The sequence below is a fragment of the Enterobacter sp. UPMP701 genome, from assembly GCF_053709515.1.
Window position 1 is genome coordinate 1 of sequence record NZ_JBSKJN010000007.1, and the last position, 20276, is coordinate 20276.

Here is a 20276-nt window from a genome sequence, read left to right on the forward strand (position 1 = left end):
AAACCATGCAGTACTACTCGTCGAAGTACCAGTATCCCTGGTTAATCAGCCCGGTGAGCTTTTCAACAAACGCCGGGTTATTCAGCGCATCGCCCAGCTCGGCCTGACCGAGCTCGGTGTAGCGGCACAGTGCATCCGCACCCTTCGCATCTACCGTCTCCAGCTGTTCGCTGTTGATGAAGAAGCTGCCGTTGATGTTCAGCACGCGCAGGCCGCTCAGGCGAGACAGCGTTTCGCCGCCCTGCAGCGCGTCCAGCACCTCTTCCGGCGCGTACGGCGGCTCGGCGGTGGCGATATCCAGCTCGTGGCGCGGCGTCGAGACAAAGCTGCCGAACCATTTTGTGAAATCTTCCGGCTTGCCGATCATGTCGATCATCATCTGGCGAATGCGATCGAGCTCGTATTGCTCCACGCGGCCCGGGTGTTCGCGACAGGTCAGATCCGGATCGCTGTAGTGCTCGCCGCCCAGATCGTTTTCCAGCGCGTAATCGGCGAAGCTGCTGATCAGATCGCGACCGTTCGGCCCACGGAATCCGACGGAATAGTTGAGCGCCGTTTCATGGGTAAAGCCGTCGTGCGGGAATCCAGGCGGGATGTAGAGGATATCGCCCGGGGCCAGATCTTCGTCGATGATCGGCTCGAACGGATCGACATGCAGCAGCGCCGGATGCGGGCAGAACTGACGCATCGGCAGCTTGTCACCCACGCGCCAGCGGCGGCTGCCCATTCCCTGAATGATGAACACATCATACTGATCGATATGCGGACCCACGCCGCCGCCCGGCACGGAGAAGGAGATCATCAGGTCATCCAGACGCCAGTCCGGCAGGACGCGGAACGGACGCACCAGCTCCGCCGCAGGCATATGCCAGTGGTTCACCGCCTGCGCCAGCAGCGACCAGCCGGTTTCGCCCAGATCGTCAAAGTGCTCAAACGGACCATTGCTGGCCTGCCATTTGCCGTTGAAATGGCTCACCAGACGGCTATCGACTTCCGGCTCCATCGCCAGCCCTGCCAGCTCGTCCGGGGTAATCGGATCGACAAAATTTGGGAAGGCATTTTTCAGCACTACGGGTTGTTTTTGCCAGTATTTTTCAAGAAATTCCGGCCAGTTCAGGTTCAGTTGATACGCCATGGGTAGCACCAGTGAGAGGGGAAACAGGCGCGATTATGGAAGAGAGCGCATCAAACTGCCTTGTCATGGGTCAATGTCGAAGACTCTTCAACGGACGGAATTATGAGATCGCATCAAATCTTTTCCCGTATGCGCTTCAACAATGCGTAAAAATTCATCCCGATATGGACGTATTATTCTAGGATCCCACGCCACACAAATTTCCCAGTACAGTGATTCCAGGTCAGGTGCAATAAGCCTTACTCCTTCTGGTGAAAAATGCCTTACGCTTTCAGGCAAAAAAGCGACTCCATTTCCCCCCGCGATCAATGCCAGCAGAGTTGGCATATCATCTGTCACCGAGACAGGGTCAGCATGTAATTGGTTGGTAAGGAGAAACTGAGTAGTTTGTTCTGCAAGACATGGACCAACAGCAGGAGTTAATTGTAATAAAGGATACTGAGATAGCACATCACGGATATGTGTAATATCCTTTTTATAAGTTGATGGTATAGCCAGTATCAACTTTTCTTTGTACAGCACTCTAGAGGTTAACTCATTGCCAGCTGGCATCCGGAAGAAGCCGATATCGAGTGTTCCTTCAAGTAGCATTTTACGCTGCACACCTGAGGGGAGATTGCTTATATTTACTTCACACGCCGAAAATTTATTCCGGAAGGTATTTATCCATAATGGTACTGTATGAAAAGTTGAAATCCCAAAACCAAGCATAAGTTTTTCATGGTTATCTTTAAATAGTTTTTCGGCATAATTCAAAAAATCAGCATGAATCTTCAGTAACTCATTTGCCTTTAAAAAAAGCTGGCAGCCGTGCTCAGTTAACATTGCGCCATATCGACCGCGAGTGAAAAGAGGACCGCCAATAAGCGTCTCTAACATTTTTATCTGCTTTGATAACGCGGGTTGCGTCAAAAACAACAACCGCGAAGCGCGATGATAACTCCCCTGCTCTGCAAGTGTTACAAACGCCCGTAACAACTTGATATCGATTCCTTTCATTTATCAAACCCTGAAAAAATGGAATTTTACAAGAACACGTCATAAACACATTATAGAAAATACCTGCCAAATAAGAAACCGTGTCTGGCAGTAAGATTTATGTAATTCACTATATGAATATAAAGGAATATATAAAAATGCCAAATGTTGCTGTACTGACTAACGATCTGCAGTATGAGTTCACTTATAAAATTACGTATTCTGAAGCAGAACTCGCGCAAAAGTTGACAGCTTTCAATGCCTTTTTAGACGGCGTGAGAAAACAAAATCAAACGGTCATTCATCTGCAACTCATAAATGACCCCTGCGATCCCGCTGTTCAACGGCGCTATAAAAACCGCGCTGCGGGCATTCCCGCTTTAGCCGGAAGACCTGAAAATCAAATTATCAGTAGTATATGCCATTCATCAGACCTTATCGTTGTAAAAGGTCGAGATAGTGGTTTCTTCAACAATAACCTTGATGAGACGCTACAGGAACTCGGAATCAAAACAGTCATCGTTACGGGTTTGCAAACCCATGTTTGCGTACAGACAACGGCTGCAGATGCATTTTTTCGCGGATACAATGTTTGGGTCCCGGAAGACTGTGTATTCGCCCCTTCCTCAGAAGATACAGCCCGTGCTCTGGAATGGCTTTCAAGTTATTGCGCTACTGTCGCATCCTCCTCTGAGATCCTTTCTTTGTTGGAAAAACATGATGATCTTCCGGAACGTAGTGAAAGGAGAGGATCATGAGCAACGTTTTAGAAATTGAAGGTAACACAACAGAGACTGTCGTGCTGGATCATGGTACTGGTGCTCGATTAAGTCGTGAATTGGTTGAGTTGATAGCGCATATTCTGGGAGACACCTACCTTGGAACAATGGAAGACAGCGCACTGCTGGAATTACCTTCCCGTAAGCTCGCATTCACTACAGACTCTTTTGTCGTAACGCCGATCATCTACGGCAATGGCGACATAGGAAAAATTGCGGTATGTGGTACCGTCAACGATCTCGCTGTAAGCGGAGCAAAACCGCTTTATCTGACGCTCAGTCTGATCATTGAAGCTGGCATGTTAATGTCAGACCTGATCAAGATTATTGAATCAGTGCGTGAAACAGCTAAAGCGGCCGATATTAAAATTGTAGCAGGGGATACTAAAGTCGTAGGTAAAGGTGAAGCCGATCAGTTGTTTATCAATACCGCAGGCATTGGTGTATTCGAAAATCCGCCGGTCTCAATCAAAAATGTACGTCCAGGACAGAAAATCATTCTTAGCGGGTATATTGGAAACCACTCTATTCACCTTTTATCTATCAGAGAAGGTCTGGGATTTGAACGAAATATTCTGAGCGATTGCGCACCTCTCAACCATATGATTCGATCCCTGCTCAATAATCTTCCCGCTGGAAAAATAGCGTCCATGAGGGATGTTACGCGTGGCGGATTATCTGCCGTTCTCCATGAGCATGCCCGAGCTTCCGGAAGTGAGATTCGTTGCGAGAAGCAATCCTTGCCAATACAGCCTGAAGCAGCAATGGCTGCCAATATGCTAGGAGTGGATGTAATAAACCTTGCTAATGAAGGTTGTCTTTGCTTGTTCGTTGAGCCAGATAGCGCAGATGAGGCGCTTGCGCTTTTACGGGCCCACCCGCTCGGCCAAAATGCGGCTATTATCGGCGAAGTTCTTCCAACCATTGAGCAAAAAGTCACCATGCTTGAGCCAGATGGAACACTGTCAACAATTGAGGAACTTTATGGTGCTGAACTCCCACGACTCTGTTAATCAATTCGATGACCTTTTAATACGGCGTTATCGCGTATGTGGTATCGTCCAGGGGGTCGGATTCAGGCCCTTTGTTCATCGCCTGGCACAGTTATTTGATGCTACAGGCTGGGTCCTTAATGATTCGGAAGGCGTATTAATTGAAATACAAGCAACACAAGATAATATTACCCGTTTCCTTGACGAACTGATATTAAGTCCTCCTCCTATGGCCAAAATTATCAGTGTTCAGGAAGTACAAAGAGAAAAAAGCGAACAGCGGTATAACGAGTTCAACATTCGTGAAAGTCATCTCCTTAGCAACATGAATACTATTATTCCTCCAGATTCAAATGTTTGCAGTGACTGTCTGGAAGAAATGAACACACTAAATAATAGGCGCTATAAATACGCGTTCACAAATTGTACGAACTGTGGACCACGGTATAGCATCATTAAAGGGATGCCTTACGATCGGGAAAAAACCACGATGCGTGCCTTTTCTATGTGTAGCGCATGTCAGCATGAGTATAATGATATTGAAGATCGTCGCTATCATGCTCAACCAAATGCTTGTCCCGAATGTGGACCACAATTGCAATTAACTCAACGCGACGGCTCAACAATCGTTACCGATGATATTATTGATTACGCCCTAGCACGGTTACAAGAAGGTGCCATTATTGCCGTGAAAAGCTTAGGTGGATTCCATCTCGTCACCGATGCAAGTAACGATAATGCTGTTCAGGAATTAAGAAAACGTAAACGCAGAGACTCAAAACCTTTCGCGGTGATGCTGTTAAACAGTGATAGTGCATCACGTATTGCTTATGTAAATGTGCAGGAGCAAGAAGTTCTTGAAAGTTCACAGCGACCAATCGTATTGCTACGAAAGCGACACAATATGCTCGCAAACTCTGTTGCACCACATAATCCCAGTATTGGAGTAATGCTACCCTCAACCCCGCTTCAATATCTATTGCTGAGCGATCCGAAAATGCCAGCACTGGTGATGACGAGCGGGAATCGCTCTGGCTACCCTATTGTTTGTGATAATGCTAGCGCAATTGAACAATTAGGTGACATTGCTGATTATTTTATTCTCAACAATCGCGACATACATACGCGCGTTGATGACTCTGTCGTTCGTGTTATGTCGTTACCAGAGGGAAGACATAGTCACCTTTCTTTCATTCGACGCTCGCGCGGGTATGCTCCTTATCCTGTTCATCTGCCGTTTGATGTAGGTAAGTCTATTGCGCTAGGTGCTGAACTAAAGACCACCGTGAGTATCGCTAAGGGTAAAGAGGTTTTCATCAGCCAACACATTGGCGACTTAAAAAATGACCAAACGTTCAATTCCCATATCGAATGTGTAAACCATCTGCAAACATTACTTGGCGCAAGCGCTGATGCAATAGCCTGCGATCTGCATCCTTCTTTTCGCTCTACACGTAATGCACTAAAGCAATCAAAGCTACACGTTATTCAGGTACAGCATCACCACGCACACATGGTGTCATGCATGGCAGAAAATGGGCTTTCTGGTAAAACTATCGGCGTTATTTTCGATGGTACGGGATATGGAACAGACGGCACCATATGGGGTGGAGAATTCCTTACCGGTGATGAAAAAAGCTTTGAAAGGACTGCACACCTTCGTACCTTCTCTCTTCCGGGCGGAGACAAGGCTGTTAAAGAGCCTATCAGGGTTGCTATATCGTTGCTAACAGCACTATACGGAGAACATTTAGAGGGCGTTAATCTTCCTGCGCTTGATGCGCTGCCGGCTCAGCAGCGTAGCGTGTACGCTAAAATGGCTGCCAGGCATTTCAACTCCCCCAAAACCAGTAGTATGGGCAGGTTATTTGACGGCATATCAGCGTTAATAGGTATTTGCTCGTATGTCGAATATGAAGCACAAGCGGCTATTGAGCTTGAAGCCTTACTGAATCGCGATCTCTACATGTCACAACCTTTTTCATATTGTATCCAGGAAAAAAATGGTCACCTGGAAGTGGATTATCGTCCAATGATAAGGGAATTAGTGTCTGAGCTTACTACGACGGTGCCTAATCTCCCCCTATTGAGCAGGCGTTTTCATTCAACGATTGTGGATATGATCATCTCAGTATGTATACGTTTATCAAAAGTATCCGCAACAAGACAGGTCGTATTAAGCGGAGGTGTATTTTTGAATGAATTTATCCTGCTTAATACTGTGGAAGGTTTAAATATCGCTGGTCTGAAGCCTTATTTCCACCAGAGCGTCCCCACCAACGATGGCGGTATATCACTAGGACAAATTGTTGTAGCGAGGGGGCAATTACAGGCAAAACATATTGATGTCAGGGAGATCGAGCATGCGTGAAAACGTAAATCATTTTTCAGCCGTATTATTTGACATGGATGGCGTGCTTATTGACTCCAACTCAGTCATTGAAAGAGGCTGGCGAGAAGCTGCGGAAATATTTGGCAAGACAATTTCGCAAGACGACATTATCAAGCACATACACGGACAGCCGGGACCTCATACTATCCAGGCACTTTTTAGTGATCTGCCTGTTGAAGCGCAGAGAAAAATTCAGGCACACATTATTTATGTTGAGAATACAGCCGAATATGATCCTATTCCGGGCGTTGCTGCGCTAATTACTTCCCTTGATTCAGTAGGAATCCGCGTTGGCATAGTGACTAGCGGATGGAGAGAGAAAATTGATCGTGTAACGGCCATGCTAGGGGTGCAACACTGTATTTCGGTTATTGTTGAGCGTGATGATGTCAAAAAAGGTAAACCCTTTCCTGATCCCTATCTACTTGCAGCAGAACGACTCTCAACGCCACCCGAGAAAATCATTGTTTTTGAAGATTCAAGGAGTGGAGTGACTTCTGCAGTGAGCGCTGGCACCTGTTGCGTTGGAATAGGTGGGATTGAACTGATTGCTAATGGAGCCAGGTGCGTTATCCCTGATTTCACGGGAGTCGAGGTATTAACTCGTCTGGATAGCAACGTCGCAATTTCATTGTGCCCAGGGCACGTATTAGTTGCAGAAAGATTTATTGAGTCTGGCGAGTAGCGACATGCTTTGGATTATTCTTGCTCCCCTTGAACAGGGAGCAAGAACTTTTAGGCTTACAGATGGATAAAACTTAATCCAGCTTCAGCTCGTCATAATGGGTAATCAGTTTACCCACGATGCCGTAGTCCAGCGCTTCTGCCGGAGACATCCAGAAGTTGCGGTCGGTGTCTTTTTTCACTTTTTCCAGCGGCTGGCCGGTGGCGTCGGCGATCAGCTTGTTCACGCGATCCAGCATGCGGATGATCTCGCGCGCTTCGATCTCAATATCCGTCGCCTGCCCGCGCACGCCGCCCAGCGGCTGGTGGATCATAAAGCGGGTATTCGGCAGCGAGTAACGGTGCTCTTTCTTCGCCGCCAGGAAGATAGTGATCCCGGCGCTTGCCACCCAGCCGGTGCCAATAACGTGCACTTCCGGGCGGATGAACTTGATGAAGTCGTGGATGGTATCGCCAGCTTCCACGTGGCCGCCCTGGCTGTTGATGTACAGCTTGATCGGATCGTTGCTGACGCTTTGCAGCAGGATCATCTGGGTGATGACCTTCTGCGCCAGCTCCTGGTTAATCTCACCGGAGATCACAATCGAACGGGACTCCAGCAGTTTTTGCTGCAGAGCGCCCGCGCCGTTTGACCCTTCCGCTTTTTCCTTGTCGCTTTCTTTCAGTGTGTAGTGCATTGTCTTTTCCTCAGCTTGTCGCGCTCAAAACCAGAGTGTAGCCTGTTTTACCGGTGAAAGTCCTCACAGACAAATAACGAGGGATCTTATGAATATTGCCCATGTTGCACTCTGGACCCGCAGCCTGGAGACGCAGGTTCGGTTCTGGGAAACGGTGTTTAATGGCCGCAGTAATGAACGCTACGTCAGTAAAAACCGTCCCGGTTTCGAATCACACTTTATTACGCTGGATAACGGGCCAACCATCGAGCTGATGACGCTGCCGGATCTGCCCGGTGCCCCCGCGCACCCGGAGTTTGTCGGCTGGGCGCATATCGCCATCAACGTCGGCAGCAAGGCAAAAGTGGACAGCATGGCCGAGCGGGCGCAGGCCAACGGTACGCTGCTCAGCGCCCCGCGCATGACCGGGGACGGCTTCTATGAAGCGGTGATTGCAGACCCGGACGGCAACCGCATTGAGCTTGTCGGTGCATAAAAACGGCGTTTCGTTCCTTCACCGCCTCCGCCCCGGCTCGCTATACTTCATATGGTTATCATATTGTTAAATGATAATGATATTTAATGTGTTAAGATGAAAGTCAGCATAAACAGTCTCTTACGTAGCCGTAGTGACAGTTTGCATCCTCGACATTTAAATCAGCACCGGGGCGGTGAATGGAACACATTGTGTATGTGGTTGATGACGATGACGCCGTCAGGCAGTCCGTAATCGGGCTGCTGGAATCGGCAGACTTAAACGCCATCGGCTTTTCATCAGCAGAAACGTTTCTTCAACACCGGTTTGAGGATCTGCCGTCGTGCGTGATCCTCGATATGCAAATGCCCGCCATCTCGGGCTTTGAGGTGGCTGACGCGCTCAAGGACAGCGGGCGCGAGATCCCGATTATTTTTCTCACCGGTCACGGCACCATCCCGATGTCAGTGCGCGCCATTAAAGGCGGCGCGTACGAATTTCTCACCAAGCCCGTCGAATCCGCCGCGCTTATTGACGCCATCGAGTCCGCGCTGCAGCTGGCGGAACACAACGCCGAGCGCAATAAAGAGCACTACGCCCTGAAGCAGCGCCATCTGTCTCTTACGCCGCGCGAGCACGAGGTGCTTGAACTTGCCATCAGCGGCAAGCTCAACAAGCAAATTGCCGCCGAGCTGGGCGTCAGCGAGATCACGGTGAAAGTGCACCGCCGCCGCGTGATGGAGAAAATGCAGGTGCGCTCCGTCGCGGAGCTGGTCAGGGCCGTTGAGCGCCTGACCAAAAGCCAGCCTGCAGAGTAACCTTTACCCTTCCTGCGCCGCCAGCGGCAGTGCAAACGCAAACACCGTGCCGTACGGCTCCCGGCGGCGCGCGCTCAGCTTCCCGCAGTGGCGCTCGATGATGCTGGCGCTGATGGTCAGCCCCATCCCCATCCCCTGCGGCTTGGTGGAGTAGAACGAGTCAAAAATCTGATCCAGCCGCTCGGGCTCAATGCCGCTGCCGGTATCGGCGATCTCAACGATCACTTTCCCGTCGGCGTTGGCGGTGCTGAGGGTGATGGTGCTGGCGCGATCCTTCACCTCGGCCATCGCCTCTACCGCGTTCATCACCAGATTCAGCAGCACCTGCTGGATCTGCACGCTGTCGCCGGTGATGAAGCTGTCCTGCGCGTTTAAAAGATAATCAACGCTAATGTGTCTCTGCTCCAGCTCGCTGCGGGAGAGCGTGATGATATGGTGGATCAGGTAGTGCATGTCGATGCGCGAGAAGGTGGGATCCTGCTTGCGCGTCAGGGACTGAATGCTGCGAATGATCTCCCCCGCCCGCGCGCCTTCCGCGGCGATCTCCTCCAGCCCTTCGCGAACCTTGTCCAGCCGGGCGGGCTCGCGGTTGAGCCAGCGCAGGCTCGCCCCGGCATTCGAGACGATCGACATCAGCGGCTGGTTGATCTCGTGGGCGATGGAGGAGGTCAGCTGCCCGACGGTGGTAGCCCGGGACACTCGCGCCAGATCCGCCTGCGCGACCCGCATCGCATCCTCCGCGGCGCGCTGGCTGGTGATATCGGTGATGATGCCGTAATACTCGTTCACCTCACTGCCCACGCCCACCGGATCGCCGATCCCGAGGATGTAGCGCGTTGAGCCGTCGGTACGTTTAATACGAAACTCCGCGCGCATGGAGAGCCCGTCGCGCACGCTCTCAGTGACGATGGCGCTGATGCGCCCGTAATCGTCCTCATGGACGAAGGTCAAAAACTCCGCCATGGAGATCATCTTTTGCTGCTCGGGCAGGCCGAGAATGCGGGCGTACTCTTCCGAGACAAACATCAGATCCTGCTCCAGCTCCCAGCGCCAGCTGCCGGTGTGGCTGATCTGCTCGCCGAGCATCAGCGAGGTCTGGCTGGCACGCAGCTCTTTCTCCACCCGGCGGCGCTGGATGTTCTCCGCCAGCAGCTCGGCGTAGAGCCGCGCCGTCTCCAGGGAGACCGCCGCCTGCGCGCCCAGCAGGCTCACCACGCGCGAGTGCTCGGCGGTAAAGACCTCCGGCATCAGGCGGTTTTCCAGGTACAGCACGCCCACCAGCCGCGCCTGTTTGAACATCGGGACGCACATGACCGCCGCCCCCGAGGTCACCAGATAGGGGTCCTGGCTGAAGGGATGAAACTCCTCCGGCCTGCCGGTGCGGATCTCTTGCCCGGTGCGGATCACCGCCGCCAGCACCGACAGCGGCAGGTCGGTGGCCGTCGGCACGTCTTTCAGGATCCGCACCCGCACGCCCTCGGTGCTGGTCCAGGCGCTGGCCTCAATCTCCGGAATGAGGCTCTCGCTCACGCGCAGCAGCAGGCCGCGCTGCGCCCCGGCGCGTTCGAGCAGGATGGTCATCAGGTTTTCGATCAGGCGCTCAAGGTTGATCTCTTCCGACAGCGCGCGGGAAGCTTTGATCACGCTCTGCAGATCGCGGATCGTCTCATTCTGGGCGAAGGCCACCGTGTCGTAGGCGCTGGCCTGCCCGGAGGCCAGCAGATGCGGGAAATCCTGCTCCAGCTGGCGCACCTTGGCCTGCGCGCCCGCGCGGCCCCAGGCGGCAATCGAGCCGCGGAAGTGCGCGTCCGAGGCGGTCGGGTATCCGCAGGCCAGCGCAAAGCGGCCCGCCAGCTCGTGGGCCAGGGCATTGATCGGGTTAAAACCCCCCTCGCGGGAGAGCCGGACCGCTTTCTCATACTGCTCGAGCGCAATGCTGTTCATCCCGTCCAGACGCACGATCTCGGCGTAGATCAGCGCCTCTTTATCCGCAAACGTGGCCGGATTAATGCGCGCCCAGAGGGCGATTTTGTCGTAGTGGGCGTGAATGCTGCGGCGGTGATTCGCCGAGAAGGTCTCAGGGGTCAACTGACGGGAGAGCGCCAGGGCGCTGTAGAGATGGTAATCCAGCAGATGAATGTGCCCCGGCGCAGACCACGCGTACCAGCCCGCCATCTCGAGATCCGCCTGGGCGTCGGCATATTCGCCGCAGGTAAAGTGCGCCATGCCGCGATACAGCCAGTACCAGAACAGCATGGTGGCGTTCTTCTCCGGCGCCTGTTCTGGCGACGCGGGAAGCAGCGCCTCCGGCAGCACCTGCGACGCAGTCCAGGTGCCGATGACCGGCGTGCGCAGGAACTCAACGTAGCCGCGCTGGACCATCAAAATGGTTTCCACGTCCTGGAAGTGGGTTTTCCGCACGAACGCCAGGCCGCGATCGATGCTGGTCAGCACCCCGTCCAGGTGATCGCCCCGCGAGAGGAAGTTAATCACCTGGTGGCAGGCCGCAAAGCAGGCCATGGTCATATCCCCGTGGGTCACCGCCGAGGTGAAGCAGGCCTTCGCGCACTCGATGGTAAACGATAAAGGCTGGGTCCAGACGCTGAGCTGGTCGAGCGGCAGCAGGGTTTTGGCTTCGAACGCGTCGTAGCCGTGGCGATTGACCAGCTCGCGGGCCAGGGTGCCGTACTGGAACCCGAGGCGGTACTCGGCGTAGCGCTGGCCAATCAGCACGCCAAACCAGGCCATCGCCGTGGTGGAGGCGCCGGTAATGCCGTGGTCGAGGGTCAGTTGCATCATGCGGCAGAGCAGCAAAAAGTGCAGGCGCGGGCAGATGAAGCTGGCGCAAATGCTGGCGCTGTAGAGCAGGTTCATCACTGCTTCGGTTTCCGGGTTATCCATCCGCGACAGCCGGGCAAACAGGCTCTGCGGCGCATCGGCCGTGCGGTTGCAGAAGTGTTCCCAGGCCTCGTCGCAGTCGGCGTCTTCCGGGTGGCGGCCAATCTGAATACCAAAAATCCCCAGCCAGCAGAGCGCCGCCTCCAGCGCCAGACGGCTGTCCGACTGGCGAATGTACACCTCCACCAGCAGGTTGGCCGCCAGCGCTTTTTCGGTCAGCCCGCCGGGGCAGCCGAGGATGGCATCACACAGCTCGCGGGTCCGCTCCAGGTGCCCCAGCGCAAACTCGCAGCCCGCCTCTTCGATATCGAGCATAAAGTCTGACACCGTCCCGGCGTTGCCCAGCGCTCTGGCGGTCTGGATATAGCCGAGCGCCGAAAGGTAGTCTCCTGAACGCTTCGCGCGTCGTGCGGCCAGCAGGCTCAGCTCGCGGAACATCTGGCGCTGCGGCGCGGGCTGGATGCTGTCCAGCGCGGCCGTGACGTGGTGAACGGCGCGGAACAGCAGCTCGTTCCCCGCCGCCTGACGCGCGGCGTCGGCCAGCAGGCTGGCGGTCGTCAGGTGAATATGGCTTTTCTCATGCCGATCCAGCAGCGCAAAGGCGGCCTCCTGCACCCGGTCATGGGTGAAGGCATACTTTTTTTCCGTCAGCACGATGAGCTGGGCCATCACCGCCGGGTGCAGCGCATAGCGCATTTCCGCCATCGACAGGCCAACCACACGGCAGATCATCTCCATCTCGCCCGTGCCGCCGAGGCAGGCGATGCTGCCCAGCAGGCGGCGCGTCTCGTCGGGCAGCTCTTCAAGCTGCTCCAGCACCAGGGTGACGACGTTTTCGGTGTAATGCCTGGCGCGGATCGCCTGCAGATCGTAGTGCCACTTGTCCTGATATTTATTGTGCACCACCAGGCCGTCATCAACGATGCGGCGGAAAAATTCGTGCACAAAGAGCGGGTTGCCGCCGGTCTTCTCGTGGATCAGCGTGGCGAGATCGGTCGTCGCCGCGCTGCGGGTGCGAAATACCGTCGCCAGCCAGCGGGACACCGCTTTCACCGAGAGCGCCTGCGGGACAATCTCGCTCGCGTGCTGCGCCGCTTCCGGCAGGCTCGCCAGCAGCGCCTGCAGGGCGGCGTCGGACACGGAGCCGATATCCCGGTGGGCCGCGACCACCAGCAGCGGAACAGCGCCGCAGTTCATCAGCAGATATTTGAGCGTATGCAGGCTGGCGGCGTCGCTCCACTGGAGATCGTCGAGCACCAGCACCAGCGGGCAGCCCTGAGAGGCAAAGGTTTTTACCAGCGCCAGCACCATATGGCTGAAGCGCGCCCGGGCATCAATGGAAAACGTATCCGCCGAGAAGCGCGGCTGGCTCTCCAGCAGCAGGCCCAGCTCGGGCGCCAGGCTGACGGCAAGCTCCTCATACCCTTCAAGGGCGCGCGAGAGGCGGATTTTCCACTTCGCCACGTCCTCTGCGGGCAGCCCCAGCAGGTGCAGCGTCAGGGTGCGGAACGCGGAGCTTAATACGCCGTAGGGCAGCGACGGTGAAAACTGGTCGACTTTGCCCACCGCCAGCAGCACCGTACGCTGCTGCAGCGTTTTGAGCGCCGTCGCGATGATCGAGGATTTGCCGATCCCCGACGGCCCGCCGATCGTCACCAGCTCCGGCACCAGATTCTGACCCACCCGCTCAAACGCGGCAATGACGTCGTTCGCCTGCGGATGCGTCGCGAACAGGGAGTCCGCCAGATGGATCGCCGGGGTACGGTCCTGCTGGCCGGGGGTAAAAGCGACGATCTCGCCCTCGCAGGTCAGCGTCGCCTGACAGCGGCGGAGGTCGGCAATCAGCCCGTCGACCGTCTGGTAGCGGTTTTCGGGGTGCTTTTCCAGCAGCTTGAGGATAATGGTCGACAGCATTTCCGGCACGTCCGGGCGGATCGCATCCGGGGCCAGCGGCGCCGAGGCAATATGATAGTGCGCCCAGTTGGTCTGTTCGTCCTCCCCCAGCTCAAACGGCAGGCGTCCGGTCAGGAGCTCATACAGCACCATGCCGAGGCTGTAGAGATCGCTGCGGCCATCGACCGGGCGATGGGTGCGGGTGGTGTGCTCCGGCGACATATACGCGGGCGTACCGCCTGAAACGGCAAGCCGGGTCTGGGAGAAGGCACCGGAGAGGCTACAGGAGAGACCAAAACTGCCCAGACGGCAGGTGGCATCGTGATGAACAAAGATCGAGCCAGGTTTGATATCGCCGTGGATCAAGTTTTGCAGATGCATCTGGCGCAGGGGAACGCAGATCTGGATCGCCATCTCAATAAAGCGCGCGATCCCCGAAATCGCCCTGCCCGCGCGTCGCGCCAGCATCTCAAACGCAAACGGGGCGTACACCAGCGCGAAGCGTCCCCGGTACTGGGTGGAGGCAACGGCGCGGATCGCCCAGCTGTCCTGCAGCACGTCGCGCAGCGCAAACTCGTTTTTCAGCAGCCTCGTGGCCCGCTCTTCCTCTTCGTCGCTCACCGCGGTGGCGATAATGAACGAGCCGCCGGAGTGAGGATGTCGCGCGTGCATCCAGGCGATACCGCCCTCCTGCACCAGCACGGTAAAAATCACATCCTCTTTAAGGACAAAAACCCGCCCCTGGTGAAGATTCCCCTGGGCGGGCCAGAATGCAGGCTGCTCGTGTTCGTTCATCCGCGATCCTTATTGTCGGCGGGCCAGCTCCCGCTGAATATGATCCAGCAGAATATCGATGTTAATGGGCTTACGCAAAAATGCAGCGGCGCCCAGGCTGAGAGCGTACCGCTGCATATTTTCATCAGCATGACCGGAGATAAAGATCACGGGCGGAGGCGGGACGGCCAGCAGCCGCAGCTTGTCAAACAGCTCCAGGCCGCTCATGCCCCGCAGCTTGAGATCGGCGATCACCAGCGCCGCGCCGGACAGGGCGAGCGGATGGCTCAGAAATACCTCTGCCGAATCAAACGTATCGGCGGCATAGCCCTCCGACTCCAGGAGATTACTCAGCCCGCTGCGGACGGAACGTTCGTCATCAATGATGGCAATGCGCCACGGCAGCGTCATGCTGTCTTCCTCTCACAAAACATTAAACGTCGCGATCGTCCTTCGCGGGCGCAGGAGGCGCCGTGCCGCTGATTTTCGGCACGCATTCGTGACGAAACCAGGCGAGGGTAAGCGGTTCGCGACTCAGTAAACGCCGTCCCACCGGGATGAGCTGTTCGCCCACCAGCATGCCAAACAGGCCAAGCAGGGCGACAACCGGCGGCGCCGGGGAATGGACGTCGAGCAGAGCGTAAATTACCCCAGCACCCACGCCGCACACCAGAGAAATTATCCATGCTTTCATGAGGTCGCTCCCGTCTGCGATTTGGCCTGCGGAACGGTCGCCTGAGGCAGCGGCGCAGCGTCGCGTGATAACAGATGGCGCGTCGCCTGTTCACCCGCCAGCATCCCCAGCAGGCCAATCAGCGCCAGCGCGGGCGGCGCGGGGGAGCGAACCTTCAGCACGGCATACATCAGGCCAATCAGCACGCCTGCGGCAAGGGATATCAGCCCAGTACTCATTGTGAACTCCAGAGAAAGAGGCAGCGGCGAGCCGGATGAGGGACCAGCCCGCCAGCGGGGCTTAGCGAGCCGGGACCGGCGCTAAGGTGCGGTGCTCGCTCTTCTGGCGAGACGGCGCTTTGTGCACCATGGTGTAGGCGTAATCCACGCCCATGCCGTACGCGCCGGAGTGCTCGCGCACGATATCCATTACTGCGGTGTAGGTCTCTTTACGCGCCCAGTCGCGCTGCCACTCCAGCATCACCTGCTGCCAGGTCACCGGGATCACGCCCGCCTGGATCATGCGCTGCATCGCGTAGTCGTGGGCTTCTTTGGAGGTGCCGCCGGACGCGTCCGCCACCATATAAATTTCGTAGTCGCCTTCCAGCATCGCGCACAGGGCAAAGCTGTTGTTGCACACTTCGGTCCACAGGCCGGCAACCACCACCTTCTTCTTGCCGTTGGCCTGCAGCGCATCGCGCACCTTCTGGTCGTCCCAGGAGTTCATGGAGGTACGCTCCAGGATGTCCTGGCCCGGGAATACATCCAGCAGCTCCGGATAGGTGTTACCGGAGAAGCTTTCGGTCTCAACGGTGGTGATGATGGTTGGAATGTTGAACACCTTAGCCGCTTTCGCCAGCGCCACGGTGTTGTTTTTCAGCACCTGGCGGTCAATCGACTGCACGCCAAACGCCATCTGAGGCTGGTGATCGATAAAGATTATCTGACAGTTCGCAGGGGTTAACACTTCGAGCTTTGAAGAGGTCATAGCATTTTCCAGTGGTTAAGGGTGAAATCGCCGCGAGCGCCGCGACGATAAAATCACCCTCATCCTGCGGTTTTCCGTCCTTGGGCGTAATTATCTCTTCGTATAGTTAACCTTAGGTATAGTTATACTTTGGTATACCTATCCTATTGTATAACTGGATCTTTGCCGAAACCGGTTCCCATAATCCTGACCATTCCCCTCTCAGTCAGGAGCAGTTTATGGTTACCCTCGGTAAAGCCGATCTCATTCTGGTTAACGGCCAGTTTCACACCGTCGATCGCGAAAACCCCGTCGCGGAAGCCGTTGCCGTGCGCGACGGAAAATTTCTGGAAGTGGGTACCGTCGCCGAGGTGATGCAGCACCACTGCGACGGCACTAAAGTGGTTGACTTAAAAGGCCACACCGCCATCCCCGGCCTGAACGACTCGCACCTGCACCTGATTCGCGGCGGGCTGAACTACAACCTCGAGCTGCGCTGGGAAGGCGTGCCTTCGCTGGCCGACGCCCTGCGGATGCTGAAAGAGCAGGCCCTGCGCACGCCGTCGCCCCAGTGGGTGCGCGTGGTGGGCGGCTGGACCGAATTCCAGTTTGCCGAGCGCCGCATGCCGACGCTGGACGAGATCAACGACGCCGCGCCGGATACCCCGGTCTTCATCCTGCACCTGTACGACCGCGCCCTGCTCAACCGCGCCGCGCTGAAGGTGGTCGGCTACACCAAAGACACGCCGAACCCGCCGGGGGGGGAGATCCAGCGCGACGCCAACGGCAACCCAACCGGGATGCTGATTGCCCGTCCGAACGCCATGATCCTCTACGCCACGCTGGCCAAAGGGCCGAAACTGCCGCTGGAGCAGCAGGTCAACTCCACGCGCCAGTTCATGCGCGAGCTGAACCGCCTGGGGCTGACCAGCGCCATCGACGCGGGCGGCGGCTTCCAGAACTACCCGGAAGATTACGAGGTGATCGCCGAGCTGCACGAGAAAAAGCAGATGACCATCCGCATCGCCTACAACCTGTTTACCCAGCGTCCGGGCCACGAGCTGGAAGACTTTGAAAAATGGACCGACATGCTCACGCCGGGCCAGGGCAGCGATTTCTTCCGCCACAACGGCGCGGGCGAGATGCTGGTCTTCTCCGCCGCCGATTTTGAAGACTTCCTCGAGCCGCGCCCGGACCTCGCGCCGGGCATGGAGGACGAGCTGGAGCGCGTGGTGCGCCATCTGGTGGAGCACCGCTGGCCGTTCCGCCTGCACGCCACCTATAACGAATCCATCAGCCGCATGCTGGACGTCTTCGAGAAGGTGAACCGCGACATTCCGTTCAACGGCCTGCACTGGTTCTTCGACCACGCGGAAACCGTTACCCAGGCCAACATCGACCGCATCAAAGAACTGGGCGGCGGCATTGCCGTCCAGCACCGCATGGCCTTCCAGGGCGAATACTTCGCCGAGCGCTACGGGATCGAAGCCACCCGCCACACGCCGCCGGTGGCGAAAATGCTCGAGACCGGCGTACCGGTGGGCTTAGGCACCGATGCCACCCGCGTGGCGAGCTACAACCCGTGGACCGCCCTCTACTGGCTGGTCTCCGGCCGCACCGTCGGCGGGATGCAGATGTACGATCACAGCGCCCGCCTGGATCGCGATACCGCCCTGATGCTCTGGACCCAGGGCAGCGCGTGGTTCTCCAGCGAGCAGAACCAGAAGGGGCAGATCAAGGTCGGCCAGCTCGCCGACCTGGCGGTGCTGAGCAAAGACTACTTCCGCGTGCCGGAAGAGGAGATCAAGGGCATCGAATCCGTCCTGACGGTGGTCAACGGCGACATCGTTTACGCCGCAGGCAGCTTTGGCCCGCTCGCGCCGCCGGCCATTCCGGTTCTGCCCGAGTGGTCCCCGGTGGTGAAGGTGCCGGGCCACTACCGCAGCGCGCCGCCGCAGGCCGCACGCGTCGGCTTGAGTGTGGTTCACCACTGCAGCGGCCCGTGCGGGGTTCACAGCCACCAGCATGATTTCGCCCGCACGTCAGAGATGCCGGTGTCCGACGATAACGCTTTCTGGGGGGCGCTGGGCTGCAGCTGCTTTGCATTCTGATGAAAAACACCTTTGCTCCGCCCCGGGTCGACCTGGGGCTGTTCTTCCTGCGCCTGACCGGCAGCCTGCTGCTGCTTTACGTGCACGGCCTGCCGAAGGTGCTGCACTTCAGCGAAGAGCTGACGCGCATTGAAGATCCGTTCGGCTTCGGGCCTTACGCCAGCCTGATCCCGGCGATTGTCGCCGAGGTGATCTGCCCGCTGTTTATCATTGCGGGCGTGTACACCCGCCTGGCGTGCCTGCCGATTATCGCCGTGCTGCTGGTGGCGATGCTGGCGGTCCACCCGAACTGGTCGATTGCCGAAGGGCAGTTTGGCTGGCTGCTGCTGATTATCTTCACCACCCTCGCCCTCACCGGGCCGGGCCAGTGGCGGCTGCAGCGTAAGGCAACGGAGAGGTTCGCATGACCCAGGTTAACGACGTTCGCGACGCACACGTCGAGACGACGCCCGCATCGACGGTTTCGCCCTGGCAGCCGCTGAGCCAGCCGGTGTTCCGCATGCTGTGGATCGCCACGGTGGTCTCTAACGTCGGCTCATGGATGAGCGACGTCGGTATCAACTGGAGCATGCTGGCCCTGAGCGCCGACCCGCTGGATATCGCGCTGGTGCAGGCGGCCAGCAGCCTGCCGATGTTCCTCTTCGCCCTGCCGTCCGGGGTGATGGCGGACATCGTCGACCGACGTAAATACCTGCTCTTCTCCCAGCTGTGGGTGTTCATCGCCGCCGCCGGGCTGACGGTGCTCTCCTTCACCGGACACGTCACCCCCACCGTTCTGCTGGTGGCGACGTTTCTGCTGAGCGTGGGCGCGGCGATGAGCTCGCCGCCGTTCCAGGCCGTGGTGCCCGATCTGGTGAGCAAGCCGGAACTGGGCGCCGCCGTGGCGCTGAACTCGCTCGGGGTGAACATCAGCCGGGCGATTGGCCCCGCGCTGGGCGGTTTTCTGCTCTCGCTCGCCGGGCCGTGGATGGTGTTTGCCCTGAACGCGCTCTCCGTGGTCGGCGTGGCGTGGGTGCTGTGGCGCTGGCGTCCGGCCCCGTCCATACAGCGCCTGCCGCCGGAGCACTTCTTCTCTGCGGTGCGCTCCGGGATTCGCTACGTGCACGCCGCGCCGGTGCTGCGCAACGTGCTGGTGCGCACCGTGGCCTTCTTCGTTTTCGGCAGCGCGGGCTGGGCACTGCTGCCGCTGGTGGCGCGCCGCGAGCTGGGCTTAGGCCCGGCGGGCTACGGCGTAATGCTGGCGTGCATTGGCCTGGGGGCGATTGCCGGGGCCATTCTGCTTCCGCGCCTGCGCCAGCGGCTGAATGCCGACCGCCTGATGGTGGCCGCCAGCCTGACCTTTGCCCTCACCATGCTGGCGCTGGCGTTCGTGCGCCACGTCTGGCTGCTGAATCTGTTTGAGTTCTTCACCGGCTTCGCGTGGATTGCGGTGCTTTCAACGCTGAACCTCGGCGCGCAGCGCAGCGCCGCCCGCTGGGTGAAGGCCCGCGCGCTGGCGGTCTACCTGACGGTGTTCTTCGGCTCGATGACCGCGGGCAGCGCCATCTGGGGGCAGATCGCCTCCCGGTTCGGCACCCCGACCTCGCTGGTTGTCGCCACGCTGGGGATGGTGCTGGCGAGCGCGACGGTGTTCCGCTGGAAGCTGGGCAAAGATCCGGATCTGAACCTCGACCTCAGCGGCCAGCCGCTGGACGGCGTGGAGATTGACCTGCCCAACGAGCGCGGCCCGGTGCTGGTGTCGCACGAGTACATCATCGACCCGCAGAACGCGAAAGCCTTCCTGGAGGCGGTTCACGAGCTTCGCCGGGTGCGCCGCCGCGCCGGAGCGATGAGCTGGGCGGTATACGAAGATATTGAGCGCCCCGGCCTGTTTATCGAGACCTTCCTGATGGGCTCCTGGATTGAGCATCTGCGCCAGCAGGAGCGCCACACCATGAATGACCTCCTGCTGCAGAGCCGCGTTCTGGCTTTTCATCAGGGCACAACATCACCGGCAATTCGCTACCTGGTCGCGCCGGTATAACCCTAACCATCACCTGCACAGGAACACAC

16 protein-coding genes and 1 pseudogene are annotated in these 20276 nt (G+C 57.3%); 9 read left to right on the forward strand and 8 right to left on the reverse strand.

Going from position 1 to position 20276, the window contains the following annotated elements; all coding sequences use genetic code 11:
* Window positions 1–13: 13 nt before the first annotated feature.
* Both ACWKXT_RS15615 and ACWKXT_RS15620 read right to left on the reverse strand, forming a co-directional pair.
* A complete protein-coding gene (locus ACWKXT_RS15615; RefSeq protein WP_454532814.1) occupies window positions 14–1135 on the reverse strand; it encodes a ribosomal protein uL16 3-hydroxylase in 1122 nt (373 codons plus the stop codon).
* An 87-nt stretch (window positions 1136–1222) separates the two neighbouring features.
* Window positions 1223–2134, reverse strand: coding sequence for a LysR family transcriptional regulator (locus ACWKXT_RS15620; RefSeq protein WP_454532815.1), 912 nt, complete (start codon window positions 2132–2134; stop codon window positions 1223–1225).
* An 80-nt stretch (window positions 2135–2214) separates the two neighbouring features.
* On the opposite strand from ACWKXT_RS15620, the gene ACWKXT_RS15625 reads away from it, so the two are divergent.
* The 4 genes from ACWKXT_RS15625 to ACWKXT_RS15640 are packed head-to-tail and all read left to right on the forward strand — an operon-like array spanning window position 2215 to window position 6961.
* Window positions 2215–2871 carry a cysteine hydrolase gene (locus ACWKXT_RS15625; protein ID WP_454532816.1) on the forward strand — a complete coding sequence of 219 codons (657 nt, stop codon included), beginning with the start codon at window positions 2215–2217 and terminating at the stop codon, window positions 2869–2871.
* Complete coding sequence (gene hypE / locus ACWKXT_RS15630) at window positions 2868–3905, forward strand: hydrogenase expression/formation protein HypE (RefSeq protein WP_454532817.1); 1038 nt, start codon at window positions 2868–2870, stop codon at window positions 3903–3905. The genes ACWKXT_RS15625 and hypE overlap by 4 nt, the downstream gene beginning before the upstream one ends.
* Window positions 3877–6255, forward strand: a complete 2379-nt coding sequence (gene hypF / locus ACWKXT_RS15635) for a carbamoyltransferase HypF (protein ID WP_454532818.1) — start codon at window positions 3877–3879, stop codon at window positions 6253–6255. The genes hypE and hypF overlap by 29 nt, the downstream gene beginning before the upstream one ends.
* On the forward strand, window positions 6248–6961 hold the full coding sequence (locus ACWKXT_RS15640) for an HAD family hydrolase (RefSeq protein ID WP_454532819.1): 714 nt from the start codon (window positions 6248–6250) through the stop codon (window positions 6959–6961). Before hypF ends, ACWKXT_RS15640 begins: the two co-directional genes overlap by 8 nt.
* A gap of 73 nt (window positions 6962–7034) precedes the next feature.
* On the opposite strand, the pseudogene ACWKXT_RS15645 reads toward ACWKXT_RS15640, so the two are convergent.
* Window positions 7035–7643 (reverse strand): annotated as a pseudogene (locus ACWKXT_RS15645) (ATP-dependent Clp protease proteolytic subunit); the annotation flags it as partial.
* Window positions 7644–7725: 82 nt separating this feature from the next.
* On the opposite strand from ACWKXT_RS15645, the gene ACWKXT_RS15650 reads away from it, so the two are divergent.
* Together ACWKXT_RS15650 and ACWKXT_RS15655 are read left to right on the forward strand one after the other, a co-directional pair.
* Window positions 7726–8112: a VOC family protein gene (locus ACWKXT_RS15650; protein WP_454532820.1), complete on the forward strand. Its 387-nt coding sequence runs from the start codon at window positions 7726–7728 to the stop codon at window positions 8110–8112.
* 179 nt (window positions 8113–8291) lie between these two features.
* Window positions 8292–8909 (forward strand): response regulator transcription factor, encoded by a 618-nt coding sequence (locus ACWKXT_RS15655; protein WP_454532821.1) that lies wholly within the window; start codon window positions 8292–8294, stop codon window positions 8907–8909.
* 3 nt (window positions 8910–8912) lie between these two features.
* Here ACWKXT_RS15655 and ACWKXT_RS15660 read toward each other — a convergent pair whose 3' ends face one another.
* The 5 genes from ACWKXT_RS15660 to ACWKXT_RS15680 form a co-directional block, all read right to left on the reverse strand.
* Window positions 8913–14495, reverse strand: a complete 5583-nt coding sequence (locus tag ACWKXT_RS15660) for a trifunctional serine/threonine-protein kinase/ATP-binding protein/sensor histidine kinase (RefSeq protein WP_454532822.1) — start codon at window positions 14493–14495, stop codon at window positions 8913–8915.
* A gap of 9 nt (window positions 14496–14504) precedes the next feature.
* A complete protein-coding gene (locus ACWKXT_RS15665; RefSeq protein ID WP_454532823.1) occupies window positions 14505–14885 on the reverse strand; it encodes a response regulator transcription factor in 381 nt (126 codons plus the stop codon).
* Between the two features lie 22 nt (window positions 14886–14907).
* Window positions 14908–15168: a XapX domain-containing protein gene (locus ACWKXT_RS15670; protein ID WP_116343926.1), complete on the reverse strand. Its 261-nt coding sequence runs from the start codon at window positions 15166–15168 to the stop codon at window positions 14908–14910.
* A complete protein-coding gene (locus ACWKXT_RS15675) occupies window positions 15165–15386 on the reverse strand; it encodes a DUF1427 family protein (protein WP_454528726.1) in 222 nt (73 codons plus the stop codon). Before ACWKXT_RS15675 ends, ACWKXT_RS15670 begins: the two co-directional genes overlap by 4 nt.
* A 61-nt stretch (window positions 15387–15447) precedes the next feature.
* Window positions 15448–16134, reverse strand: a complete 687-nt coding sequence (locus ACWKXT_RS15680) for a hydrolase (protein ID WP_047742952.1) — start codon at window positions 16132–16134, stop codon at window positions 15448–15450.
* A gap of 218 nt (window positions 16135–16352) precedes the next feature.
* Between ACWKXT_RS15680 and ACWKXT_RS15685 the strand changes: the two genes are divergently transcribed.
* From ACWKXT_RS15685 to ACWKXT_RS15695, 3 genes are read left to right on the forward strand one after another with little or no spacing between them, the layout of a single operon-like run.
* Window positions 16353–18224, forward strand: a complete 1872-nt coding sequence (locus tag ACWKXT_RS15685) for an amidohydrolase (protein WP_059312689.1) — start codon at window positions 16353–16355, stop codon at window positions 18222–18224.
* Window positions 18224–18631: a DoxX family protein gene (locus ACWKXT_RS15690; RefSeq protein WP_059312690.1), complete on the forward strand. Its 408-nt coding sequence runs from the start codon at window positions 18224–18226 to the stop codon at window positions 18629–18631. The genes ACWKXT_RS15685 and ACWKXT_RS15690 overlap by 1 nt, the downstream gene beginning before the upstream one ends.
* Window positions 18628–20247 carry an MFS transporter gene (locus ACWKXT_RS15695; protein ID WP_454532824.1) on the forward strand — a complete coding sequence of 540 codons (1620 nt, stop codon included), beginning with the start codon at window positions 18628–18630 and terminating at the stop codon, window positions 20245–20247. The genes ACWKXT_RS15690 and ACWKXT_RS15695 overlap by 4 nt, the downstream gene beginning before the upstream one ends.
* Window positions 20248–20276 lie beyond the last annotated feature (29 nt).